Annotated in this window: 20 protein-coding genes and 1 pseudogene; 12 read left to right on the top strand and 9 right to left on the bottom strand. The window is 38.7% G+C overall.

The genetic code is table 11. The features are described from left to right. Window positions 1–284: 284 nt before the first annotated feature. Window positions 285–452 carry a hypothetical protein gene (locus H6G74_RS22165; RefSeq protein ID WP_190969789.1) on the bottom strand — a complete coding sequence of 56 codons (168 nt, stop codon included), beginning with the start codon at window positions 450–452 and terminating at the stop codon, window positions 285–287. 225 nt (window positions 453–677) lie between these two features. Here H6G74_RS22165 and H6G74_RS22170 point away from each other — a divergent pair, with 225 nt between their 5' ends. The 4 genes from H6G74_RS22170 (at window position 678) to H6G74_RS22185 (ending at window position 4,595) form a co-directional block, all read left to right on the top strand. Next, window positions 678–1,565 carry a phosphate/phosphite/phosphonate ABC transporter substrate-binding protein gene (locus tag H6G74_RS22170; RefSeq protein WP_190969719.1) on the top strand — a complete coding sequence of 296 codons (888 nt, stop codon included), beginning with the start codon at window positions 678–680 and terminating at the stop codon, window positions 1,563–1,565. 41 nt (window positions 1,566–1,606) lie between these two features. Beyond that, on the top strand, window positions 1,607–3,478 hold the full coding sequence (locus H6G74_RS22175; protein ID WP_199341089.1) for a sensor histidine kinase: 1,872 nt from the start codon (window positions 1,607–1,609) through the stop codon (window positions 3,476–3,478). Between the two features lie 80 nt (window positions 3,479–3,558). Further along, entirely contained in the window at window positions 3,559–4,008 is a 450-nt protein-coding gene (locus tag H6G74_RS22180; RefSeq protein ID WP_190969720.1) for an NADAR family protein, read from the top strand. Window positions 4,009–4,289: 281 nt separating this feature from the next. Further along, window positions 4,290–4,595, top strand: a complete 306-nt coding sequence (locus H6G74_RS22185) for a hypothetical protein (RefSeq protein WP_190969721.1) — start codon at window positions 4,290–4,292, stop codon at window positions 4,593–4,595. A gap of 39 nt (window positions 4,596–4,634) precedes the next feature. Here H6G74_RS22185 and H6G74_RS22190 read toward each other — a convergent pair whose 3' ends face one another. Further along, on the bottom strand, window positions 4,635–5,303 hold the full coding sequence (locus H6G74_RS22190; protein ID WP_190969787.1) for a class I SAM-dependent methyltransferase: 669 nt from the start codon (window positions 5,301–5,303) through the stop codon (window positions 4,635–4,637). Between the two features lie 352 nt (window positions 5,304–5,655). On the opposite strand from H6G74_RS22190, the gene H6G74_RS22195 reads away from it, so the two are divergent. Both H6G74_RS22195 and H6G74_RS22200 read left to right on the top strand, forming a co-directional pair. After that, a complete protein-coding gene (locus H6G74_RS22195; protein ID WP_190969722.1) occupies window positions 5,656–6,735 on the top strand; it encodes a tetratricopeptide repeat protein in 1,080 nt (359 codons plus the stop codon). A 236-nt stretch (window positions 6,736–6,971) separates the two neighbouring features. Continuing rightward, a complete protein-coding gene (locus H6G74_RS22200) occupies window positions 6,972–7,655 on the top strand; it encodes a uracil-DNA glycosylase (RefSeq protein WP_190969723.1) in 684 nt (227 codons plus the stop codon). 58 nt (window positions 7,656–7,713) lie between these two features. Here the strand turns inward: H6G74_RS22200 and H6G74_RS22205 are convergent, their stop codons facing one another. Then, window positions 7,714–7,908 (bottom strand): heavy-metal-associated domain-containing protein, encoded by a 195-nt coding sequence (locus H6G74_RS22205; RefSeq protein ID WP_190969724.1) that lies wholly within the window; start codon window positions 7,906–7,908, stop codon window positions 7,714–7,716. Window positions 7,909–7,933: 25 nt separating this feature from the next. After that, window positions 7,934–8,590, bottom strand: coding sequence for a DUF305 domain-containing protein (locus tag H6G74_RS22210; RefSeq protein ID WP_190969725.1), 657 nt, complete (start codon window positions 8,588–8,590; stop codon window positions 7,934–7,936). A gap of 334 nt (window positions 8,591–8,924) precedes the next feature. Here H6G74_RS22210 and H6G74_RS22215 point away from each other — a divergent pair, with 334 nt between their 5' ends. Both H6G74_RS22215 and H6G74_RS31615 read left to right on the top strand, forming a co-directional pair. After that, window positions 8,925–9,227 carry an RNA recognition motif domain-containing protein gene (locus H6G74_RS22215; protein WP_062297343.1) on the top strand — a complete coding sequence of 101 codons (303 nt, stop codon included), beginning with the start codon at window positions 8,925–8,927 and terminating at the stop codon, window positions 9,225–9,227. Window positions 9,228–9,464: 237 nt separating this feature from the next. Then, window positions 9,465–10,531 (top strand): annotated as a pseudogene (locus H6G74_RS31615) (ISAs1 family transposase); the annotation flags it as partial. Window positions 10,532–10,716: 185 nt separating this feature from the next. On the opposite strand, the gene H6G74_RS22230 reads toward H6G74_RS31615, so the two are convergent. Both H6G74_RS22230 and H6G74_RS22235 read right to left on the bottom strand, forming a co-directional pair. Then, the gene (locus tag H6G74_RS22230; RefSeq protein WP_190969728.1) at window positions 10,717–12,555 is read right to left on the bottom strand and encodes a bifunctional serine/threonine-protein kinase/formylglycine-generating enzyme family protein; all 1,839 of its coding nucleotides are present in this window, start codon (window positions 12,553–12,555) and stop codon (window positions 10,717–10,719) included. A 378-nt stretch (window positions 12,556–12,933) separates the two neighbouring features. Continuing rightward, on the bottom strand, window positions 12,934–13,659 hold the full coding sequence (locus tag H6G74_RS22235) for an ABC transporter permease (RefSeq protein ID WP_242051318.1): 726 nt from the start codon (window positions 13,657–13,659) through the stop codon (window positions 12,934–12,936). Window positions 13,660–14,232: 573 nt separating this feature from the next. On the opposite strand from H6G74_RS22235, the gene H6G74_RS22240 reads away from it, so the two are divergent. Beyond that, entirely contained in the window at window positions 14,233–15,318 is a 1,086-nt protein-coding gene (locus tag H6G74_RS22240; protein ID WP_190969730.1) for a glycosyltransferase family 4 protein, read from the top strand. Window positions 15,319–15,412: 94 nt separating this feature from the next. Here the strand turns inward: H6G74_RS22240 and H6G74_RS22245 are convergent, their stop codons facing one another. After that, entirely contained in the window at window positions 15,413–15,814 is a 402-nt protein-coding gene (locus H6G74_RS22245; RefSeq protein ID WP_190969731.1) for a DUF4189 domain-containing protein, read from the bottom strand. Between the two features lie 251 nt (window positions 15,815–16,065). Next, entirely contained in the window at window positions 16,066–16,461 is a 396-nt protein-coding gene (locus tag H6G74_RS22250; RefSeq protein ID WP_190969732.1) for a DUF1499 domain-containing protein, read from the bottom strand. Window positions 16,462–16,713: 252 nt separating this feature from the next. Between H6G74_RS22250 and H6G74_RS22255 the strand changes: the two genes are divergently transcribed. Then, the gene (locus H6G74_RS22255) at window positions 16,714–17,859 is read left to right on the top strand and encodes an alanine--glyoxylate aminotransferase family protein (RefSeq protein WP_190969733.1); all 1,146 of its coding nucleotides are present in this window, start codon (window positions 16,714–16,716) and stop codon (window positions 17,857–17,859) included. Between the two features lie 169 nt (window positions 17,860–18,028). On the opposite strand, the gene H6G74_RS22260 is transcribed toward H6G74_RS22255, so the two are convergent. Further along, window positions 18,029–18,265, bottom strand: coding sequence for a hypothetical protein (locus H6G74_RS22260; RefSeq protein WP_190969734.1), 237 nt, complete (start codon window positions 18,263–18,265; stop codon window positions 18,029–18,031). Here H6G74_RS22260 and H6G74_RS22265 point away from each other — a divergent pair. After that, window positions 18,264–18,467, top strand: coding sequence for a hypothetical protein (locus tag H6G74_RS22265; RefSeq protein WP_190969735.1), 204 nt, complete (start codon window positions 18,264–18,266; stop codon window positions 18,465–18,467). The genes H6G74_RS22260 and H6G74_RS22265 overlap by 2 nt on opposite strands. Window positions 18,468–18,932: 465 nt before the next feature. Next, the gene (locus H6G74_RS22270) at window positions 18,933–19,940 is read left to right on the top strand and encodes a cyanophycin synthetase (RefSeq protein ID WP_190969736.1); all 1,008 of its coding nucleotides are present in this window, start codon (window positions 18,933–18,935) and stop codon (window positions 19,938–19,940) included. Window positions 19,941–19,966 lie beyond the last annotated feature (26 nt).

Below are 19,966 nucleotides of genomic sequence, written 5' to 3' on the forward strand. Positions count from 1 at the left end.
TTTTTCATTACGATCGCTCGCCAACTTGGTTTCCGAACTATTCCTCAAGCACAACGTGCCCTCTCTAACCAACTGCACAAAGTTTTTTCTTTCTTTGTATGAAACCACCCTGCTCCCCGTTGACGGGGAGGGGAGACATAGCGTAGCTGTGGCGGGGTGGGGTTCTTCGGTTTTTGTAAGTAATCAAGCGGACATGATATCAGTTTGTCCCTGAATTCAACATTGCTGATTTACCCCAATACTAAAGTTTCATAAATTAACTGAATTAAATCTTGAGAACTATCTCAATAATGCCGTTCAAAATAACGCAAAATTGCCGGTTTATAACCGTGACGCTGTGCCACCAATGGCTTGAGAGGACAATGTATAGTTAATAGTTTAACTAAAGGCGATCGCTTTTCTTCTATGTATGTACTTAACTTACTATCAACGTTAAAATCTGAAATCGGCAAAAGATAGATTTTAATCAATCAATAATCTTTTGTTAAACAAATATTTACTATAGCTAAATTAGGTAATATTACAGAAGTCATTAATCAAGGCTATAAATATCATAATTAGTTGTATTAATTATGAATTCAATGCCAATATTTCGTTCAAGAGTTAAATATTAATTCCACATATTAATTACAGGATGGACTTATATTTTCATTAACTCTCCAGAATAGATAATAATTATGAAAAGACGAAAAATATTAAGCTACTGCTCTATATTTCTGTCTGGATTTATAACAGCATGTAATTCTAATTCCCAGAAGCAAAATACAGAAATATCAGTTAATGTACCAAAAAATATCAAATTTACTATTACAGATGTTAATAATCTTCAAGAATTAGAAGCAAGTTATGGAAAATTAAGAAAGACATTAGAAGAAATATTAGATATTAAAATTGAATTTTTACCAGTTGAAAATAGAACAGCCGCAGCCGCAGCCTTAGTTTCAGGTAAACTAGATATTGTTTTCGCCGGGCCTTCAGAATATTTAATTTTAAATTCTAGAGCTAAAAGTATTCCCATAATTGGAGTTAAGCGTCCTAATTACCATTCTATTATTGTTGTCCGTGCAAACAGTAAAATTAAATCATTATCTCAATTGAAAGGAAAAACAATTGCTATGAGCCGTATTGGTTCAACTTCTGGACATATTGGGCCAACAAAATTACTGATGGATGCTGGATTAGATCCAAAGAATGATGTAAAAATTGTTATGTTAGGTGATCATGGACTAAAAGCTTTAGTCAAAGGTGAAGTAGATGCTTGGGTCAATGCTTCTGATACATATAATGATAAACTAGCGAAAGAAAAATTATTAGAAAAAGATTTTGATATAATCGCAAAAAGCCCCTTATTACCCAATGATGTATTTGTTGCTAATAACAGACTTCAAGCTAACTTAATAGCAGATATGCGATCGCGGATGCTAAAAAATCAAGATAAAATACTTCAAAGTATTATACTAGCTGACAAGAAATACCAAGGAGCAAGTTTGACGGCTGCAAATGACTCTGACTACAACATGATTCGTGAAGTTTATCAGAACATGGGAGAAGGAAGCTTTCTCTAAAAATATTCATGTTGGAAATTAAATGAATTTTACTAAAAAAATTGGTTAAAAAACTTTCAAACTGGCTATTCAAATTAAGCAACAATTGGAGTATCGCTAAAAAAATAATTTACGGCTATACACTAACTGTTGGTATTACTTGTATAGGTACAGCAAGTGGTTTACTAGTAGGATATAACTATGAGTCTTACGCTCACAAACAGCTAATTCTTGCGTATCAACAGCAGGCTTTATTAAAAGATTTAGAAAATGCTGTCACTAGAGTCAGACTACACCCCCAAAGATTAGTTACAGTATTAGATAATTCCATTTGGCTAGAATTTGAAAAAAATCGGTTTTTAGATGGTATTGTTCAAGTTAGACAAAAATTATTAGAGTTAGAGCAGTTTGTCAGTCTTTATCAGAATGATTTATTAATTAATAGCCAAGATATTCATCAGTTATTAAATGCTTATGATCAAACCACTGAAAGTTATAATCAAATTGTTAAAACTTTTTGGCAAGAAATTGAAGTAAAAAATTCATCATCAATCAGAAATAAAAATTACCAGCAACAAATATTAAATTTTCTCAATCAAGAGAAAGCTACTAATATTCCGATAAAATTTGAGCAGCTATCAGACGAATTATCTCGGTTAATAGGACATGCTGAACTGCAAAAGCAGCACGCAAATACTAGTTTTAATAATGCTCAAAAATTACAAGTGAATGTTATTTTAGGAAGTGTGCTAATATCAGTTGCGATCGCTATCCTACTGGCAGTATTTACTAGTCATTTAATTGCTCGTCCTTTGCAAGTAGTGACTAATGTTGCTAAAACAATCACTCAAGAATCTAATTTTCGGATTAAAGCCGATATTACTAGTAAAGATGAGGTAGGAACATTAGCCAATTCTTTAAACCAATTGGTAGAGTGGGTAGGAGATTATACCCAAGAATTAGAACTAGCTCGTCAAACTCTAGAGAAACGAGTAGAGGAACGTACTCACGAATTAGAATTAGCACGCCATAATTTAGAAAAACGAGTAGAAGAACGTACTCAAGAACTGCAAAAAACTCTTCAAGATTTGCAAGCTACTCAAGGACAACTGATTCAAACAGAAAAAATGTCCTCTCTCGGACAGATGGTAGCAGGTATCGCTCACGAAATTAATAACCCTGTTAGTTTTATTTATGGCAATATTCAACACGCCAAAGAGTATGTAGAAGATTTATTAGCATTAGTAGAATTATACCAGCAACAATATCCAGAACCAAGCCATGTGATCATTGATAAAATTGAAGATATTGATTTAATATTCATTAGCCAAGATTTATCTAATTTACTGTCATCAATGCAAACAGGCGCACAACGCATTCGAGAAATTGTATTATCTTTACGCAACTTTTCTCGACTAGATGAAGCTGAGATGAAAGAAGTAGATGTTCATGAAGGTCTTGAAAATACATTACTACTTTTAAATCATAAAATTACTCCAAAAATAACCGTAAATAAGAACTATCATAACCTACCTTTAATTGAGTGCTATCCAGCACAGATTAACCAGGTATTTATGAATATTGTGAGCAATGCTATAGATGCTTTAAGCGAACAAAATAATCCTACAAATAAACAAATTAGTATTGAGACTCTCAAAATAAATGATAATTACATTAAAATAAGCATCAAAGATAATGGTAATGGAATCCCTACGGCTATTCAGCATAAAATTTTTGACCCATTTTTTACAACTAAACCAGTAGGTAAAGGTACAGGGCTAGGCTTAAGTACTTGTTATCAAATAGTTGAAAAACATCAAGGTAAAATAGAAGTATTTTCAGAAATAGGACAAGGTACAGAGTTTACGATCACTTTGCCAATTAAATATAAAATAAATCAAAAATTGTCTGTTAACTCTACATTGATTATTTAGTTTTATGGAAAGTTTTGGTAAAGTCCAATTAGAAATGCTATTAATAAAATTTCTAATTAGCCAGAGTGCAGAGTAATTCGATGACTGTCTATTTTTATAGCACCCGCGAACAATATGGTTGCTTTTCCAACTTTTCGGCTCACGGATTTGTGTTGGATGATTTATACTGGTATACTAGCGAGCATTATTTTCAAGCGCAAAAGTTTGTTGGGACATTTCATTTAGAACAAATCCGCTTAGTAAAAACTCCTAAAGAAGCCGCAAAAATGGGTAGAGAAAGAAGCCGTCCTTTGCGTCCCGATTGGGAGCAAGTCAAAGACGGTATTATGAGAAAAGCAGTACTGTGTAAGTTTGAAACTCATACAGATATTCGGGAAATCTTACTTAGTACAGGTGATGAGGAAATAGTAGAAAATTCTCCCATTGATTATTATTGGGGTTGTGGTGCTGATGGTAGTGGCAAAAATATGTTAGGGATAATTTTAATGGAAGTACGTGATATTCTACGCGCAGAAGATGGCACAAAATAGGGAAGTGTTACGATAAAATAAACTGGCTACTGTGAATTTTCAGTCTTGTATAGCAGTCCTAGTTGATATGTGAATAACAAAGATAAGGGAGACAAGGAAGACAAGGTATACAAGGTAAAGCGATGTTTATAAATCATTTGTGATTGCTGTAGATATCGTCACTTCATTCATTAATGTAAATTTATTAATAGATATTTACTTAGAATTACAAAAACTAGGTTTTTGTAACTTTAAGTTAAAAATAACAGAGTTTGAAAGGAGGCATTAAAGGAGGAAACAATATGCTCTTATCAACAACTAAGGTCAAGAAATATTGTAAATGGTTTTGGGATGAAACCTTGGGAGGAGAATATGATGCCTGGGGTACTAGTACTTATTTTCTCGAAATTGGTAATGATCTATATCCTATGAGACAAATAGAAGTCTATGAAAATGGCAACGTCTTATTTTATGATAGTAGCCACTTCGCAGACAATTACGGAATGTTATGTGATAAACCAATTCAAGAAGAAGATATTCGAGAATTTGGGATTACTAAAGCAGAATTTGAATTAGTTTGGAATACAAAAATCCCCATGAATCGATAAGTTTGGGTAGTAGAAATTAAAGTGTTGCTGACTTCAATTTTAAACAGATAAATTACAATGGCGTGCAATTGTCCAATGGCGATCGCTTGATTGATAAACTTTCACTCCAGCTAACCCGACACTAGTCACCAACTGATTCACCTCATCTAGTGTGAGTGCAGCGTGGAGAGAGTCTCGAAATAACTTTTGCTGACGGGGATCATAGTCATAGCCAATGCTGGATACTAAAGCATTCATGGTCTCTTCGTCGACTGGACGTAATAAATCTCGAATTAGCAAGCCGCCGTTTGGTTTACTAACTCGCTGGATTTCTTGGAAAAATGGCAGAGGATCAGGTAAATGGTGAACCAAGCTATTGGAAATCACCAAATCAAACATTTCCTTTGTGTAGGGTAACTGTTTCGCATCCACCAATTCCAAAGAAATTTGCTGTTGTAAGCCAGCTTGTTGAACATGCTGCGTGGCAATTTTGAGCATATTCTGAGCTAAATCAATCGCAATTAACTGCCATTGGGGACGCATTTGAGCGATGAGAACTGGGATACGACCGGGGCCAGTTCCAGCATCTAGTACTAAACATGGTTCTGTTGTCCCAAGAGCGATCGCTTCCTCAGCAAAAGCTGTGTTAACCCCAGTAAAATCCATCGCATCATAGTCAATGGCTTCTTCCCAAGTGTCCATGACTTCTGGTTCCAACACTCTTTCCATCATCAACCCTGCTATTAAACCAACAATAACTACAGTAAGCTATTAAGCACTTAGTTTGCAGTTTAGACCGCAGGGGAGCAGAGGGGCAGAGGGACAGAGGAGAGAGTTTAAGTCATTTATGTACAATTTCAATAGTGCAGCTTAAATGCTGATTAGCTTAATAGTTTTCTATTAAGACTTACGCAAAAAACGAAAAAATCAGGTCACACCTCCCACACCCCCACACCTCCCACACTCCCCACACCCCCCACACTCCCCACAGACAATTTTGGTGCGTAACTCCTGTCTATGAGAGATAAGCATTGATTTTGGGAACACTTGATCTACTAGTTGATTTAACGGGAATTGGTCAATGTCAGACGGTCAATGGAAAAACAACTTGAACAGTACCTCTCCTGCGCCAGCGCCTACAAACCGCCTTACGCCAATCAAGCGCAATACCATTACCCATGAATTTGACCAAAATTCACCAGAAGCAATGTTGGCGGAAGACAGCAACACTCAGTTATGGGAAGCAGCAGAACTATTGCGCCAAGGTATACAACAGCAACAAGCGGGGGAACTCATCGCGGCTTTGAAGTCCTTGCAACAATCCTTGGCGTTATTTGAGGTTCTTGGAGATATCCCCCAACAAGAACAGGCGCTATGCTTTCTAGCAGTAGTCACCTACGCTTCTGGAGATTATAAAAGTACTATTACTTATGCCCAGCAGTGTCTGGCGTTAAAAAAAGAGACACCAGACCCATCAATACAAATGCAAGCATTTTCCCATTTAGGTAATGCTTATCGTCATTTAAATGAACATAACAAAGCAATTAAATATTTAGAAGAGTGTTTAAAAATTACCCGCAGCTTGCAAGACAAGCGCAGTCAAGTTGCCGCCTTAAATAATTTAGGATTGGTTTACAAAGCAGCAGGTAACTTAACACAGGCAATAGAGTATCAAGAACAAAGCTTAAAATTGGTGCAGGAACTCCAAGATAACTGGGGTATAGAACAAGTCCTGAAGAATTTGGGTAACGCTTGGTATGCTCTAGACAATTATCCCAAAGCGATCGCCTACTACGAACAATGTGTCAAAGTTGCACGCATTCTCAACAATCCCCGCAGTGCCATTCAAGTACTCAAAAATTTAGGCAATGCCTGTTATGCTACCAATGACTACGGCAAAGCTATGACTTATTATCAAGAACGTCTCCAACTAGCCAGAGAATTAAAAGACAAACGCAGTGAAGAACAATCTCTAGGCAGTTTAGGCGTAACTTGTGAAGCTTTGGGAGATTATAACCAAGCCATCCAATATTATGAACAACGCTTACTCTTAGCTAGAAGTATCAAAGACCGCCGCATTGAAGAACAAGCCCTAGCCAGCCTCAAAGTTGCTTGCTATGCCTTGGGTGATTACGCCAAAGCTATGCAATATCAGCAATAGGCAATGATATCATGTCCGGGTAATCAGTTATGATTCGGTCAATCTGTGCAGACACATCAAAACCCTCTCCCCTGCTCCTCTGCTTCCTCTGCTCCCTCTGCGGTCTTGATGATAAGTCTTTTAGCGGACACGATATGATTCTTTGTCTTAAGTTCGCTGCTACAATGGAACTCACGCCAATTTCAGTATTCCGCAATCAACATCATCTAGGTGCTTAAACCAACAAGCGTAGTTTCATGAGCAGCGACATTCAACTGAGTCTCTTTGGAGAATCTAACATCAATCAAAAAGACCAGATTCCTACAGATGGCAAAATTCCCATTCCGGCGGGAACCTACAACAACATAGACGAATTGGCACAGCACTGCAACCAGTGTCAACGTTGCGAATTAGGACAAACACGCACCCATGCTGTCGTAGGGCGAGGTAATCTCAAAGCACCAATCATGATTGTGGGAGAAGCACCAGGCCAAAGCGAAGACGAAACAGGCTTACCATTTGTGGGTCGGTCTGGTCAGCTACTAGAGAAAATATTAGCATCGGTGAATTTGACTACTGAGCAAGATGTCTACATTGGTAACATCAATAAATGTAGACCACCAAATAATCGGGTTCCAACTCCTAATGAAATGGCAGCTTGCATACCATACTTGTTAGAACAAATTCGCTTAATTGATCCCAAAATCATTTTGTTAACAGGTGCAACGGCAGTTAAAGGATTAACAGGCGAAAAACAAGGAATCACAAAAATTCGCGGCCAGTGGATAGAGTGGGAAGGCCGTTTATGTATGCCAATTTTTCACCCTTCCTACTTATTGCGTAACCCATCGAAAGAAAAAGGCAGCCCAAAATGGTTGATGTGGCAAGATATCCAGGCAGTCCGCGCTAAGTATGACGAAATAGCAGGTGACAGGTTATAGGGTGTATTGCTCCCTGCCCCCTGCGGTCTTAATGTGCTTTATATGCTTAACACCTTACTTAAGCTGGGGGATAGCCAGCATTAACTAAAGCATCTTTGATTGTTTCCTCAGAAGCTTGAGTTTCCACATTAACAAGCTTAGTTGCGGGATCAGCTTGTACGATCGCATCAGCATCAACTGTTTTCACGGCATTGGTGATATTGTTAGCACAGGCAGAACAAGCCATGTTGGGAACGGTGAGTGTAAGTGTCATAGATTTAGAATTTTGAATGATAAAACTACTTAGACCAAGCTTGATACCATTGCTGCATTTGTTGAATTTCAGCAGTTTGAGACTTAATAATAGCTTCAGCTAACTTCCTAATTTCGGGATGTGTGGCATTATTGGCTACCATCTTGGCCATCATCACTGCTGATTCATGGTGAGGAATCATCTGGCGAATAAATTCCTTGTCAAAATCAGAGGCATTTTTTAATGTCTCTAAATTCATCCCCATACCCATCATTCCGGAGTGTATGGACATTTCCGGCATTTTGTGACCTGTACCATGATGACTTCCCATCTGGGTGCTTGGAGTCGCAGGAACTTCCGCGCCATACCATTGTTTGTACCAAGCTTTCATTTGGTCAATTTCTTTGGTCTGGTCGGCTTTAATTGCCGTAGCCAGCTGTTTAATTTCTGGCCGTTGAGATTTTTGCAACGCTATATCCGCCATCTCGACTGCGCCTTGATGGTGGGGAATCATCATTTCAATGAAGTGCTGATCTACTTGCTGTGTTCCTGCCATCTTATGTGGCATAGTGCTGGTTGTCGCACAAGGAGGAGATTGTAGACGCTGTTGTGCGGCTCTGGTAGCGTAGGTAAAAGATAAAGCAGTAATCGTACTACCTGCGAGTATACCTACTAGTCCATAAATTGTTGATTTACTTAACATCGCTGTTCCTCTTTGTTATTCAAAGGAACTATTTGTGTCCTACTCGTTACATTCATCCTAAACTCTCCAGTCGAATGGAGAATCTAGTGGATTTTACAAGTTGTTACACTTGCGCTTAAGTCCAAAATGTGGAGCGATCGCCTGTTTATATATATTTTTATAACAATTTTTCTCTTTTCTTCCCCAAAATTTACATCTTATGTCATGATGAGGTGTGAGAATTAATTCGGCGATAGCGTTTGTTTTTAGTATTGATGGGCTTTTCCTTTTGGTATTTACAGACTTCTCCCCGAAATCTAATATCTCTGCAAACTTGCGATTTCGGATTTAAATTATGTCAATTTACGTAGGTAACCTCTCTTATGAAGTTACACAAGATGCTTTGAATAGTGTTTTTGCAGAATATGGTTCTGTAAAGCGGATTCAAATCCCTACCGACCGTGAAACAGGTCGTCTACGTGGTTTTGCCTTTGTAGAGATGGGTAGCGACGCTGAAGAAACAGCCGCTATTGAAGCACTTGATGGTGCTGAATGGATGGGTCGTGACCTCAAAGTTAATAAAGCTAGACCTAAAGAAGACCGTGGTTCCTTTGGTGGTAATCGCGGTGGTGGTGGCGGCTACCGTAACCGCTATTAAGTGGTGACAGTTTCGGGATGATTTAATCATCTCAGTTAAATAATTTAATCAAGGCTTAAGTAGTAATACTTGAGCCTTTGATTTTTAAGATTTCTGTTCTACCTATCAGACAATGAGCAAGATTTGGGGGATTCTCCCCCACACCCCCGATTGGGCAGGGCTGTTTCATTCCCTAAAACAGGTAAAATTGCAAGTGTTGAAGGGATAAAAATCATGGGTGCTTCTCTGATTGAACATTTGCGGCAAGTGGAAGATTTCAGAACGACTGATGGTCGGAGACATCGACTATGGTTGGTGTTGCTGTTTGTAATAATGGGCACCATGAGTGGATATGTCGGGTATCGTGGATGGGGGGATTTCGTCAAACGGCATCGTCGGATACTAATAGAGATGTTTGGCATTCAAAAACATGGTGTACCTTCATACTCAACTATCAGGCGTATAGTGATGGGAGTAGATTTTGATAAACTTGTCGCTATATTCAATCAGTGGGCATACCAATACGTTGATTTAGAGCCATCTGATTGGTGTGGAATTGATGGTAAAAGCATTAAAGGAACAGTAATTGACCACGAGAAGTCATGTCAGAACTTTGTCAGCATAGTCTCAGTATTTGCAAGTAAAAGAGGACTAGTTTTAGGCATGGAAAAATTTGAAAACAAACAGGAAAGCGAAATCGCCGTGGTGCAAAATTTAATTGCCACTTTAGATCTCAAAGATGCTGTATTTAGCTTTGATTCTTTACATTGCCAAAAAAAACTTGCCAGTTAATTATAGACAGTGGTAACGAATACGTAATTGCTGTTAAAGAAAATCAGCCAAAACTTCATCGTCATATCCAAAGCGTTGCTGCTAAAACAAAGCCCACAAGTCGTTATATCGCCACCGAAAAAACAAGGGATAGGCTGACCAAGCGAACTGTAGAAGTTTTTCATGATTTGAATGGAATAGACCCAAAATGGATTGGAATTAAGTCTTTAATTCGAGTTGAAAGAGTTGGGACAAGAGGCGGTAAACAATACCATGATATTGCTTGTTACATCAGTAGCCTCATTTGCACGGCACAAGAATTTGCTCAGGGTATTCGCGGTCATTGGGGTATAGAAAATCAACTTCATTGGGTTAAGGATGTAGTTTTGAATGAAGATCGTTCGACTATACACCTGGGTAATGCCCCTGCTAATCTCTCTGTTGTGCGAGCGATCGCACTTAATCTTTTACGTCGCAATGGTCATACTTCCATCACAATTGCTCAACGATTTCTCTCCAATGATATTGACAAAATCTTTGCCCTTGTCGAATGAAACAGCCCTGCCCGATTGGGGGACGGTTGCGTCCCCCAAACCCCCTCCAAAATCATTTTTTCGTTTTTTGTTGAGTTAAGTAATTCGGTGGGAAAAAATCAAACTAAGCTAACAAAGGTAAACATAGCTAATATCCTCTTTCCTCCTGCCTTCTGCCTCCTGCCTCCTGCCTACTTGTAGCACGCTTATCCTAAAGACAAGACGACGCGAAAACCGCAAATTCTTAAACCGCCGTCTGATTCATTCCAACTGCGGCTGGCGCTACGACACAGTTCTGCACCAAAGTTCCAAGAACCACCACGCAACACCCGCCGATGGCTATCACCGCCATTTTCCCAAACTCTTCCATCTGTGGGTGCGCCTTGGTAATTGTTGTGCCAAGGATCAGCGCACCATTCCCACACTAACCCGTGCATATCGTACAATCCAAAGGCGTTGGCTACTTGAAAACTACCGACATCAGTGGTTTCTTTGCGATATCTGGTTTTGGTTTCCATGATGTAGGTATCGCTGTCGCTGTAGTTGACTAATTCGGTGGTAATTGTTTCGCCAAAGTGAAAGGATGTGGTAGTGCCGGCGCGACAAGCATATTCCCATTCGGCTTCGCTGGGGAGGCGGTATTCCTGTCCGGTTTTTTGTGAGAGTCTAACGCAAAATTCTACAGCTTCGTGCCATGAAACGTTTTCGACTGGGCGATATAGTCCTTTAAATTTAGAAGGGTAGGGGTTGAGGGTTTGTTTGACTTTGGGTAAGCTTGCAACAGCACGCCATTGTGCTTGGGTTATGGGATATTTACCCATAAAAAATGGTGCGATCGCAACTCGATGTTGGGGGCGTTCGTCAGCATCGCCTTCAAAGTTAGGTGAACCCATGAGATATGTCCCGCCGGGAATGGCAAGCATTTCTAAGGTGATGCCTTTACTTAATTCTTCCACAAAAAACTCGGCTGTGGCGCGATCGCGGTTAACTTCTCTACCGCCTGTGTCTATCGTGACTACATCAAATTCACAGGTTTGTAACGGCGGTAATGGTCGAATTATTTTTGGTTCTGTGGGTAATTTGAGTAATGTTGGTTGAGTGACTCGTGGTTCAATAATCACTGTTTTGGCAGATTTCAAATCATTGAGAACTTCGGTGGCTGATTGATATCTATCACTTGCTAAATGTTGCAGTAATTTATTGAGAATTTGCCTTAAGTCTTCGCTGATATAAATACCTTGTTTATCTATATATTCTTGCCATAACCACTGACCGTTCATGGCATCATATAGCGGGTCTTTAATCTGCCCGTAAACATCTTGAATGGGTAAACATTGAGTTAGCAACCGTACACAAGTTACACCCAAAGCATATAAATCACTCGCAGGACAAGCAAAACCAGCCATTTGTTCACTTGGGGCATAACCCATTGTATAAATCACTGTGGCTTGTCTCGCTATACTGGTTTGTGTAACTTGTTTTGCTCCACCAAAATCAATTAATACTAATTTGCCATCGTGATCACGACGAATAATGTTTTCTGGTTTGATATCCCGATGGACAACATTACAAGTATGAATAAAGTCTAATACTGGCAATAAATCAGTTAAAATCTGCCGGATTTTTTCTTCGTTAAATGGCTGTTCTTTAACTTCTTCTACAAGTGTTCTACCTTGGATAAATTCTTGGACTAAATATAAACTGGAACCTTGGGCAAAGTAAGCCAATAATCTCGGAATTTGGCTATGATTTTCTCCTAGTTCATACAGCCGGAATGCCTCTTCTTTGAAGAATTCTGCGGCTTTAGTACGTTGTCCGGTTCCTTGAATTTGCGGAAAGAACTGTTTAATGACGCAAGGTGCATCTAGTCTGTCTGCATCTTCGGCTGCGTAGGTTTTGCTAAATCCGCCTTCGCCTAATAGTCTAATGACACGGTAACGGTTTCGCAGCAGTTTACCAAAACTGCTTTGTCCACAACTTATGCAAAATCTATTGCCGTCAGCATTGAATGGATTTGAACAATTGGGATTTTGGCAGATTTGCATAACGAGGAGGAGGTAGCATCTTGTCCAAAGTTAGCCCCAATATTATCGAATTGAAAACCGATTTCTAGACAAATAAATATTAACTATTCTCATCTGCATAGATACCAGCACTAAAAAATACAAATGAGTATAATTTATTTATTTGTCACTCTGTGTTGGGTACTTTTTAATTTTGAGAACGAATGATAGCACTAATTCCCATTCCAAGAGGAATGATAAGACGGCAATATTGCGATTGTCAAGGGTATTTAATAATGGATGTAAGTACAAATTTATCTCGCAAATATTTTGTAATAATTGATATATTTGGCTTGATTTTTAGATACATTTTGCTATACCCATTTTTTTAAATAAATCGGGTATTTGATTCTACAAGTACTACTTCCTTTCTCCCAAAATTCGCAGGAATTCAGCTATAAAAGCAACAATAGCTGATACTGTAATTAGCAACATACTGAGGGCATTTATATCAGGTTTTACACCAGTTCTAATCCGACTAAAAATCTCCATTGGTAAAGTGTTATAACCACTACCAGCCGTAAAACTAGCAATTAAAAAATCATCTAAACTCAGCACAAAAGCCAGCAAACAACCAGCGATAATTCCTGGCATTAATTGTGGTACTAAAACTTTAATAAATGCTTGTAGTGGTGTAGCGCCTAAATCTAAGGCGGCTTCTTCTAAGTGGGGGTCTAAGTTATTCAGTCGCGAACTCACAACTAAGCCAATATAAGCTAAACAAAAGACAACGTGCGCGGCGACAATTGTCCATAAACTCAAAGGAATAGCAAAGGCGGCGAGAAACACGAGAGTGGCAACAGCGATCGCAATATCAGGAATAATTAAGGGTAAGTAAGCTACACCACGGTACAAGCTCTTACCAGGAAATTTATACCGCGCTAACCCCACCGCCATCAACGTTCCCAACACGGCAGAAACTCCCACCGCACAAAAGGCAACGATCAAACTATTGTTTAACGCTGATAAAATGCGATCGTCACTGAACAGTTTGCGATACCAATCCAGAGTAAATCCTTGCCAAGTGGCACTATACGGTGACTGATTGAAACTATAAAAACCTAGTACTAGTATAGGCAAGTACATAAAAATATACATGATTACTGACAAAACCGCCTGCCATACGACACGCGGTTTTTTTTGTGTGGGCGAAATATTCATCTTCAGAGTTTAGTGATTTTCTATAATCTCCTAGTGTATTCGATTTAACCCAAAAGTCAAAAAATCGGTGTGTAAAGATGATTTAGGAGATATCCACACCACAAAAACTGAATCAATTCTCTGTATTTGAGCTAATCTTCATTTAAATTGCACAATTTTCATGGTTGGAAAAGCTATAAATCTTCTCCCTTACTCCCTACCCACTGCACCCTTGCGGACTCAATATACCTTCTTATCTGCTTAACAACTTACCTCTAGAGTACAATTAAATTTCTCTACAAAGATAGACAACTTCTCACGAAGTTAAAGTCTAATATTTTAATGCACTTATTTATAAAATCGCTTTTGAAACCGAGTTGATAGTGCTAGAAAAAAATGCTGATTTAGAACTTTAGTGAATTATTTTCACTCAAAACTCATTGCTGGTTGAATAACAAATAACTACGAATCAAACAGCAGACTCTATTAACTCAAAATTCATCTTTTAGGAGGTTTGTGATGAGAATAGCTCAAGTTTCCCCACTATGGGAGAGAGTACCACCTCCAGCTTATGGAGGTATCGAGTTAGTTGTGGGGTTACTGACCGATGAATTAGTGCGGCGCGGGCATGAAGTTACTTTATTTGCGTCTGGTGATTCTATCAGTTTAGCCAAGCTAGAATCAGTGCATCCTCGTGCTTTACGAGTTGATAAGGATGTTAAAGAATATAACATTTATGAAATGTTGCAGTTAGCTTCTGTCTACGAACGAGCAGATGAGTTTGATATTATTCACTCTCACATGGGTTGTGCAGCATTACCTTATGCAAAACTTGTCAATACCCCATCAGTTCATACATTACACGGGATTTTCACACCTGATAATCAAAAGATGTTTCAACACGCGAAACGTCAACCTTTTGTGAGTATTTCTGATGCTCAACAGGAAAGTTCACTAGGTTTGAACTATACAAGCACAGTTTACAACGGTATTGATGTTAGTAGTTACAAATTTTATCCCGAACCAGAAGAACCACCTTATTTAGCATTTTTAGGTCGAATATCGCCAGAAAAAGGCACACATTTAGCAATTGCAATCGCTAAACAATCGGGTTGGCGATTAAAAATGGCTGGTAAGGTAGATGTTGTGGATGTCGAGTACTTTGAAAGAGAAATTAAACCTTTAATTGATGGTGAACAAATTGAATATTTAGGTGAAGCGAATCATCAACCAAAAAATGCTTTGATGGGAGGTGCTTTTGCTACTTTATTCCCAATTACTTGGCGCGAACCTTTTGGTTTAGTCATGGTGGAATCAATGGCCGCAGGTACGCCAGTAATTGCGATGAAATTAGGTTCGACAACTGAGGTCATTGCCCACGGTGAAACAGGTTTTCTCTGTAATAATGTGACAGAATGCGTAAGGGCAATTAATAAAGTGGCAGAGTTAGATAGATATGCTTGTCGTCAGCATGTCGAAAATAACTTTAGTTTTCAACGAATGACGGATGGTTATGAAGAAGTTTATCGGCAAATTCTCCAACAGAAATTTGCAAAAAATGGACATCTCCGCAGTCAACTAATTGCTGGAAATATCAAAAAATAAATCGGAATGTAGCAGTTGAAATTTATTGTGTAAACAACAAGATACCCGACTTATCCAAATAAGTCGGGTATCTGAATTATGACTAAATTTTGATTTATCTGGCCTGTCTAACAAAAACAACCTGACAATCTTGACCACCGTATTTTTCACAGGTTTCTACTGCAAATCTTTCTGCGAGAGATTGGTTCGTTCCCCAACCTGTACCATAACCACCATCGGAACTTACAGCTAAAGCTCCCCAAGCATTTTTAAACCACAATGGTGTTGTACAATCTTTAGCACCACTTTGACGGCGACAGTTATTCAAGGATGCGTTGATTGCGGCTTGCTTGGTTTTCGCAATTCCTGATGAGTAAGTCCTAGTAGAAGGAGAATAAGAAATTGCCCCAAATACATTTTTGGTAGAACCAGCCTCAGCAGTTGAGGTAATTACTGGTAATATCGAAATAACTGCGATCGCAGTTAATAAGCCTTTTTTCAAACCAGTTTTTAACATATCATTTCCTAATAATATTTAGGTTGTGAATACAACAAATCAAGTTGTATGGCAACTATTATTTGCTAAGTTAATTAATTTCGAGATTCGCGTTTATACTGGTTTTTGATGAAGATGTACTTCATAAGTAATTCCCTACTGAAAACCCCCAGCTTTTGCAATAAACTGGGGATTTTAATTCACGAAGATGGTCTAGATTTTTAATTTTTTTAGTTTACAAAAAATTACAATCTCCTGCACCTGGACTCAGACTATAATGTTTGGAGTTCAGCACGAATAGTTTCTATTCGTTTACGGTTAACACCTAAATCACTTTGTCCTAAACGAGAAGCTGAACGGACATGAAAAATATTTGCCTCTCGGTCTAGATAAAACTCAACATCATCTACAAATCCCATCAAAGCACTTTTAAACTCAGCATATAAATAGTCTGGAGTTTCAGTAATAATTGTGGTTCTGGGTAAGGACTGGATAATACTTTTGAGATGAGCGATCGCTTGTTCGGGGCTAGTATTAAAAGTTAGGGGTGCAATTTGGTGAATTGCGTCTGCACTTTGGCTAGAGACACAATTAGGCGAATTAGGGCAAGCTGCTAATCTGCCATTATTCACACCCAAGTTATTCGGGCGTTTACCTGCAAATATCATAGTTTCGTCGGCTGATGGGGAAGTAATATCGTGTCTGGTAAAAGACTTATTATAAAGACCGCAGGGGGCAGGGGGCAGGGTGCAGGGGAGAAAAAGTTTTGTCTTTCTGCTCAGATTTCTGGAATCATACACTGATTAAGGAACTTCCAAATACTTGCTGATTCATGCTGGAAATGTGTTGTTCTCCAGAGGATACAAGGGTGATGCGATCGCTCTATGATGCGGTAAGTACTGTCTAGACAAAAAGGAATTATGTCGCAAACCATCTCCATTAACGATAGTCAGCGATTACCACTCAAACCCCTGGAAATCCCTTCCAAGCTGCTATTAGGCCCTGGCCCTTCCAATGCCCATCCTACAGTTCTCCAGGCAATGAATACCTCACCTCTAGGGCATCTTGACCCAGATTTCTTAGGGCTGATGGATGAAATTCAATCTTTACTCCGCTATGTTTGGCAAACCGAAAATCCTCACACTATCGCTGTGAGTGGTACTGGTTCTGCTGCAATGGAAGCAACTATCGCCAATGCTGTCGAACCCGGTGATGTGGTGTTAATTGGTGTGGCTGGATATTTTGGAAATCGTTTAGTTGATATGGCGGGGCGATATGGTGCTGATGTCCGTACCATTACTAAACCTTGGGGGCAAGTTTTCTCTCTAGAAGAACTCCGCACAGCTATGGAAACCCATCGCCCGACAATTTTGGCTTTGGTTCACGCCGAAACTTCTACAGGTGCGCGTCAGCCTTTAGATGGTGTTGGTGAACTCTGTCGGGAATTCGGCACGCTGTTATTAATCGATACTGTCACTAGCCTTGGTGGTGTGCCGATATTTTTAGATGAGTGGGGAGTTGATTTAGCTTATAGCTGTAGCCAAAAAGGCTTGGGCTGTCCGCCTGGGGCTTCACCTTTTACTATGAGTCCTCGTGCTTGGGAAAAATTGCAGCGCCGCAGCACGAAGGTGGCAAACTGGTATTTAGATATGACTTTGCTGGGTAAGTATTGGGGTAGTGAACGTGTTTATCATCATACAGCCCCCATTAATTTGTATTATGCTCTGCGGGAAGCTTTGCGGTTGGTTGCTGAGGAAGGATTAGCTAACTGTTGGCAACGTCATCAAAAGAATGTGGAATATCTCTGGGACAGGCTAGAAGAAATCGGCCTAAGTTGTCACGTTGAACGGGAATATCGTTTACCAACTTTGACTACAGTCTGTATTCCTGAAGGTGTGGACGGTAAAGCCATTGCTAGACAGCTATTAACAGAACACGGAATTGAAGTTGGCGGTGGACTTGGTGAACTGGCTGGTAAAGTTTGGCGCGTTGGACTGATGGGTTTTAATAGCCGTAAAGAAAATGTTGACCGCCTAATAGAAGCACTGGCAAAAGTCTTACATTAGGGGGCTAGGGAATAGGGAATCATTTTCCTTATTCCCAACTCCTGATTCTTCATTCCCATTTATAAAAAATCTAATACTGGTGCGTTAATTAGGATGTAACGCACCGTCATAACAATGGTAATCGCACCCTTATTCCTTCGTTTGTGTAATTAAATAACGACTTGACACTTTAGGCTACAACTTCTTCACGTTGACAATCAAATACAACCATAAAAGAAGCATCAGGAATCATTTGACGTAGGCGCTGCATATAACCATCGGCATCAGAACGACTGCGAAAGCGAGCGACAATTTCTCTTTGGGCATCGGGTTGTAAACGGGCAATTGCCCAAGAATTTAGGCGTTCTTTGTAGGCGATCGCGTGATTTTCGTTCTGATTTGCTTTGTATTCAGTATTGTGTGGCATGATTTTAGAATATCCGTGTGTAATTTTCAGTGAAGGCGTTACTGACTTCTCTTGGCGGGGATGCACTAACGCCTTTTTTCAAGTTGCTGCCACCTTGTTATTCTATTATTTTTGGATTGTCAAGATTTCGCGGATTATTTTACAAGAACTTATCTTGTTAATTAAACTTGCGATCGCTCTCAAACCCTTCATTGGTAACTAATGAAGGTCAAAAACAATCCAAAAGTGGAATATTAACAAGTGTGGCATCTCCACGAGAGTTACTTACTTCTACACGCACATTTAATACCAACCGGAAAAATTTCTTAACGTCTCAATATATACATTTTTAGTATTCCGTATCCAAAGTTACTTTCCAAAAAGCTATTTATATCTGAAAAAATAATATTAATTTTTATCAATTATTATTAAATTGAGTGAGAAGTATTTTTAATTTTCGAGAGAAAAATCCGAAAAAGTGCTTGATTTGAATTAGCTTGACCAACTGTTTAGCAATTCGTTAAAATTTCTGCGAATTAATACTTTCAAGACTTACGCAAATGTCACAATTATTGGTTGATGCGTAACGCTATAAGTCTCATGACTATGTTCAAATCTGCTCGTTACGTCAAACACCCAACAGAAAAAATATGTCAGTTGCGTAAGTCCTAACTTCTATATACAGAAAATGCCATTAGTAACATCGATAATTCAAAAAATTGCTTCCCAAATAGGAGCAGTAGTTGTAGTAGACCCAGAATATGCTTTTGTTGGGCATATTACATTTAAAAACGGCAATAAAGCTTGTTTTAGTCATAGTAAATTAAATATCAATGGTTTTGGTTCTGCCGAGATAGCTAAAGATAAAGCATATTCAAACTTTTTTTTGAAACACTTTGGTTATAAAGTTACAGAAGGGCAAACTTTTTTTAGCAAAAAAATCTGTGAAAAAATCAGCAGTGAGAGAAATATTGATGCTGGATTTGATTACGCTAAAGAATTAGGATTCCCGGTAATTGTGAAGCCGATTAATCTCAGTCAAGGCAGATTTGTTACCAAAGTTTATAATAAAACTGAATACTATCAAGTTGCGAAAAAAATCCTCCGCATCACTCCCGGTTTTATAGTGGAGAGATTTTATGCAGGTAATGATTATAGAATTGTCGTTGTAGATGATGAAGTCCTCGCAGTATATCAAAGAATTCCTTTCTGTGTTATCGGTGATGGCAAGTCTACTATTGCAGAATTAATCCAAAAAAAATCAGCAGAATTGACTGCGAATGGCAGAAAAAATAATGTAGATGCTGATGATTTCCGCATCAAGCGTAAATTAAGAAGACAAAAGCTGAAGTTAGATAGTATCATCCCTGAAAATCAGGTGATTTATTTATTAGATAATGCCAATTTATCAAGTGGAGGTCAGGGAGTAGATGTGACTGAAAATATCCATCCTGACTTTAAAAAGTTAGCGGTAAATGCTACAAAAGATATGGGTTTAAGATTGTCAGGTTTAGATGTGATTACTGATGACATAACTCAGCCAATGAATAATTATGTAATCATCGAAATTAATGGTTCGCCTAGTTTAACTAATTTTGCTTCTATTGGTGAAGCGCAGGTACAACGAGTTGAGAATTTATATTTCAAAATTCTGAAAGCGTTGGAAAATGAGCCAGTTGGTTTTGAGTCTAATTGAATTAAATTGAATACACAATATGCGTT

Source organism: Nostoc spongiaeforme FACHB-130 (assembly GCF_014698475.1).
Classification (GTDB): Bacteria; Cyanobacteriota; Cyanobacteriia; order Cyanobacteriales; family Nostocaceae; genus Nostoc_B; species Nostoc_B spongiaeforme.